This is a genomic window from Cyanobium sp. NIVA-CYA 375, assembly GCF_056108345.1.
In genome coordinates this window covers 1-3228 of sequence record NZ_JBSYHW010000139.1, presented here as the reverse complement: position 1 = coordinate 3228, position 3228 = coordinate 1, and the positions used below count along the sequence as shown (strand labels likewise).

Annotated in this window: 7 protein-coding genes; 6 read left to right on the top strand and 1 reads right to left on the bottom strand. The window is 67.4% G+C overall.

What is annotated here, in order from left to right:
• The first annotated feature begins 288 nt into the window (after nucleotides 1-288).
• From AC01FP_RS16670 to AC01FP_RS16655, 4 genes are all read left to right on the top strand, one after another.
• Nucleotides 289-489, top strand: a complete 201-nt coding sequence (locus AC01FP_RS16670) for a hypothetical protein (protein WP_474481785.1) — start codon at nucleotides 289-291, stop codon at nucleotides 487-489.
• Nucleotides 490-585: 96 nt separating this feature from the next.
• Nucleotides 586-1329: a L,D-transpeptidase gene (locus tag AC01FP_RS16665; protein ID WP_474481784.1), complete on the top strand. Its 744-nt coding sequence runs from the start codon at nucleotides 586-588 to the stop codon at nucleotides 1327-1329.
• Between the two features lie 54 nt (nucleotides 1330-1383).
• Nucleotides 1384-1650 (top strand): hypothetical protein, encoded by a 267-nt coding sequence (locus tag AC01FP_RS16660; RefSeq protein WP_474481783.1) that lies wholly within the window; start codon nucleotides 1384-1386, stop codon nucleotides 1648-1650.
• A gap of 114 nt (nucleotides 1651-1764) precedes the next feature.
• Nucleotides 1765-2115 (top strand): hypothetical protein, encoded by a 351-nt coding sequence (locus AC01FP_RS16655; RefSeq protein WP_474481782.1) that lies wholly within the window; start codon nucleotides 1765-1767, stop codon nucleotides 2113-2115.
• 89 nt (nucleotides 2116-2204) lie between these two features.
• On the opposite strand, the gene AC01FP_RS16650 is transcribed toward AC01FP_RS16655, so the two are convergent.
• Nucleotides 2205-2426: a hypothetical protein gene (locus AC01FP_RS16650; protein ID WP_474481781.1), complete on the bottom strand. Its 222-nt coding sequence runs from the start codon at nucleotides 2424-2426 to the stop codon at nucleotides 2205-2207.
• Between the two features lie 172 nt (nucleotides 2427-2598).
• Between AC01FP_RS16650 and AC01FP_RS16645 the strand changes: the two genes are divergently transcribed.
• Together AC01FP_RS16645 and AC01FP_RS16640 are read left to right on the top strand one after the other, a co-directional pair.
• Nucleotides 2599-2817 (top strand): hypothetical protein, encoded by a 219-nt coding sequence (locus tag AC01FP_RS16645; RefSeq protein ID WP_474481780.1) that lies wholly within the window; start codon nucleotides 2599-2601, stop codon nucleotides 2815-2817.
• Between the two features lie 29 nt (nucleotides 2818-2846).
• Nucleotides 2847-3228, top strand: a 382-nt coding sequence (locus AC01FP_RS16640) for a hypothetical protein (protein ID WP_474481779.1), incomplete at its 3' end; no start/stop codon positions are given.

Genomic DNA, 3228 nt, shown 5'->3' with positions numbered 1-3228 from the left:
CTGCCCCTCAAGTACCGGGCAACTACCAGCCGATCACGGAGGCGTGGAGGGCTTGACAATCCATAGGAGTGTCAGGTGTCCCCACGCCCCAACCACCGAGGAGACAGAACCGTGGTGGCCCAGCTCCTGGTGGATCGGCTACGCGCAGCCCTCCTCATGGTCCGGGCGGCCTCAAGGGCTGACGCGAGTCAGCCGGACTGGTGCGTTGGCTGCGCTGCGCTCCGCATTGCAGACGGGGCTGCCCCTTGACCCCGCCCGGCCTGCTTCGGGGTCTTCGCTACGCCTGCCATGGCTTCCGCATCCCGGATCCGCGCCTTCCAGCTCCTGAGCTCCCGCACCCTTGAGCTGCTCTGGGAAGAGGCCTCGGCCCGCCGCCCTGCTCCTCTGGAGCGGCTGGAGCAGCTCTGCGCTGATCTGCTCTTTGAGCGCCAGGTGGCCACGCCAGCTTCGGTGCCGGTCTGGTGCCCCGAGAGCGAGCTGCCCTTCTGAGGGGGCGGCCCCGGCTGCGGCTGGGGCGCTCTCTTTGTGCCCGCAGCCGGCGGCCCCAAGCCAGCACTGGCAACAGGGCTCAGCAGCACCACGCCCATGGCCAGCCCCATGACCCCCGAGCGGTTCCAGGACCGCTTTGAAGCCTTTCGCGGTGAACCCCAGCAGGTCTCCGGCGTCTGGACCCTTCATGCCGCGATCGCTGCCCTGCCCGGCAGCGAGGCCGTCCTCGATGAGCAGGCCCCCTGGGCGCTCACCTTCAGCCAGAAACCCGCTGCGCCCCCGGCGCCAGCAGTCCCCAGCGGCGGCCTCGATCCGCGCGGCTCAGAGGAAGCCGGCATGGCTGGCCCGCAGCTGGCAGCTCCCGTCCAGCCCGGGGATTCCTACCTGCTGGTGAATGACCGCGACCAGGACATGGAGGCCTACGACCACAGCGGCCAGTTCCTTTGGAAGATCCCCTGCCTGGCCCGCGGCCAAGGCGCCGATACCGACTGGACCCAGACCAGCACCGATACGCCGCCTGGGCTCTACCGGCTCGGCCAGCTCTACGCCGACTACGAGCAGAACCCCAACCCGCCCTGCAGCGATACCGCCATGGGCTACGGCTGGTACTCCTTCGACATGGAGGAGCTGGAGGGTCAGGAGGTGGCCCACGGCCGGGCCGGGATCATGCTCCACGGCGGTGGATCGGCCTGCGGCTGGCCCGGGGCCTGGGCAGCGCAGCAGCCCCTGCACCCCACCCTCGGTTGCGTTCGCCTGCACAACGCCGATCTGCGCGACAAGGTGCTGCCCCTCTACCGGCAGGGCACCATCTATGTGGGGGTCTTCCAGGAAAAAAAGTGACGACCGGACAGGTGCGGCCACCGGCTGGGGCCTGATCGCGACGGAGGAGCGGCGATGCAAGCCAACCCAGAACCCCGGCCGCCCAGGCCGCCGTTTGACCGCGAGCGGTTCGTCTTGCGGATCCTGGCGGTGGTGATCGGCACCCAGCTGCTGATCTATTCCCTCGCCGCCGGGGTGTGCGGGCAGCGGGCGCTGGAGGGGCGGTCGATCGGGCAGATCTGCCCCGGCACGCTGGAGCAGCTGCAGGGCGGCTTTGATTCCACCCTCAAGCTGCTGCTGGCGCTGCTGGGTGGAGCAGCGCTGTCGCGGATGGACCGCTGACGCCTGGGAGCGAGCGGGGGGCTTGCTCCGGGCCTCTCCAGTCTGAGGCCCGGCCTACGGCCAGGCCTCCGCTGGGATCGGTCCCGTCGCTGCGCCGTTTGGGCGCCGATCGTCATGGCTATCCAGTCCACTGGCTTCTCTGCTGCCGCCTCACCGTTCTGCCGGCCAGAGGAGGATCCGTTCCTGCTGCTGGAGTCCTGCGGCAAAGCCATCGAATCAATCCTCAGGGGCCATGCCGGCCGGCCGCTACGGCGCACCTGGATTGATCGGCCCTATGGAGAAGAGGAGATCTCCCGGCTGGAGGAGGAGGTGCTGCCGGCGATCCAGCAGTGCCTGGCGCGGGTCGATGAGATCGATAGCGCCCTGGAAGCAGAAGCCGAGCTGAGCTACCGCCAGCAGGTGGAAGCCGAGGCGTCGTTGCGCCGCGGCGGGCTGCAGCGCTATGGGTCCATGCCGGCTGCCTGATCCTGCAGGGGGCCCTTGGGCCCCTTTCAGCCTGCGCGGCTCCGCCTTTCGCGCCTGCTCGGGCTCCGCGGCTCCGGCCAAAGAAGTCCTCAGCTCCAGTAGGGGATAGCCACCAGGTAAGACCCTGCCACCAGCCAGGCCGGGACCGATGCCCAGGGCACAGACGAACGCTGGCGGGGGTGCTGCAGCGCGGGCAGCCAGAGCGCCGCTGCGCGGCGGGCCGCATCAGGTCTGACGGGCCGCTGGGCACGCCTCGATCCCAGGGGGCTTGAGGAGCAGCTCTGCCCTCGGGCGCGGTGGGCGTTCAGCACGGATCAGCATCCATGCCAGTGGGGCGTGGCTGGCGGGGCTGAGCGAAACCCCTCTGCAGCATGCCCCTGCGGCTTGTGCGGGCCAGGGCTGACGCGAGGCTCGCGGGGCTCGCCCCTGGCCAGCACTGCGTCTGCGGGGCGCTTGGTCGGTGTTCTCCGCTCCACCCCAGCCATGGCCACTCCCCAAGGCCCCGTCTGCGAAGTCCGCCTGCTCCTGGTTCACCGCTATCAGCCCGGGGTCCAGAAGCTCGGCACCACCCCCTGTGAGGTCGAGTTCATGGGCCGCCGCGGCAAGCCCGTCAAGAAGATGCGGCTGATCCCTGCCGAGAAGGCGTTTGCCTTTGCCCGCAAGCTGCAGGGCACCCCCGGCTGCACCGTCTCGGTCTGCTGAGCCGTGGGCTCAGGCCCGGCTGCCGGTTGGTGGCCGGGTTGCAAATTACATGCACAGCAAGAAAATATTCATTAGAGGCCAAGGCAGCACGCATGCTCACAACCGACGAGCTCATTTCTACCGCTAGCGACTTTCTTGATTTCTTTCTTAAGGACACTTGGTTCCGGACATCGAGCCACATCGAAGCCTCGAGGATCGGAAAGGCCACGATGCTTTTCAGGGGGCAGAGTGATGCCAATTGGGGATTAGTACCAAGCGCCTTCAGATCTCCCAAGGCTTTTGACAATTTCACTCCTCAGCCGCCAGCCGAGAGTCACAATCAAATAAACAGGAAATGGGCCCTTGGAAGTCATTTACACGCAGAAGTCTACTCGGTTCATTTGTTTCTAGACTCAGCGGATCGCATTGGCT

Excerpts from the sequence above, each read along its gene's own strand:
- AC01FP_RS16670 (WP_474481785.1), top strand. The coding sequence starts at position 289 with ATGGCTTCCGCATCCCGGATCCGCGCCTTCCAGCTCCTGAGCTCCCGC.
- AC01FP_RS16665 (WP_474481784.1), top strand. The coding sequence starts at position 586 with ATGGCCAGCCCCATGACCCCCGAGCGGTTCCAGGACCGCTTTGAAGCC.
- AC01FP_RS16660 (WP_474481783.1), top strand. The coding sequence starts at position 1,384 with ATGCAAGCCAACCCAGAACCCCGGCCGCCCAGGCCGCCGTTTGACCGC.
- AC01FP_RS16645 (WP_474481780.1), top strand. The coding sequence starts at position 2,599 with ATGGCCACTCCCCAAGGCCCCGTCTGCGAAGTCCGCCTGCTCCTGGTT.
- AC01FP_RS16655 (WP_474481782.1), top strand. The coding sequence starts at position 1,765 with ATGGCTATCCAGTCCACTGGCTTCTCTGCTGCCGCCTCACCGTTCTGC.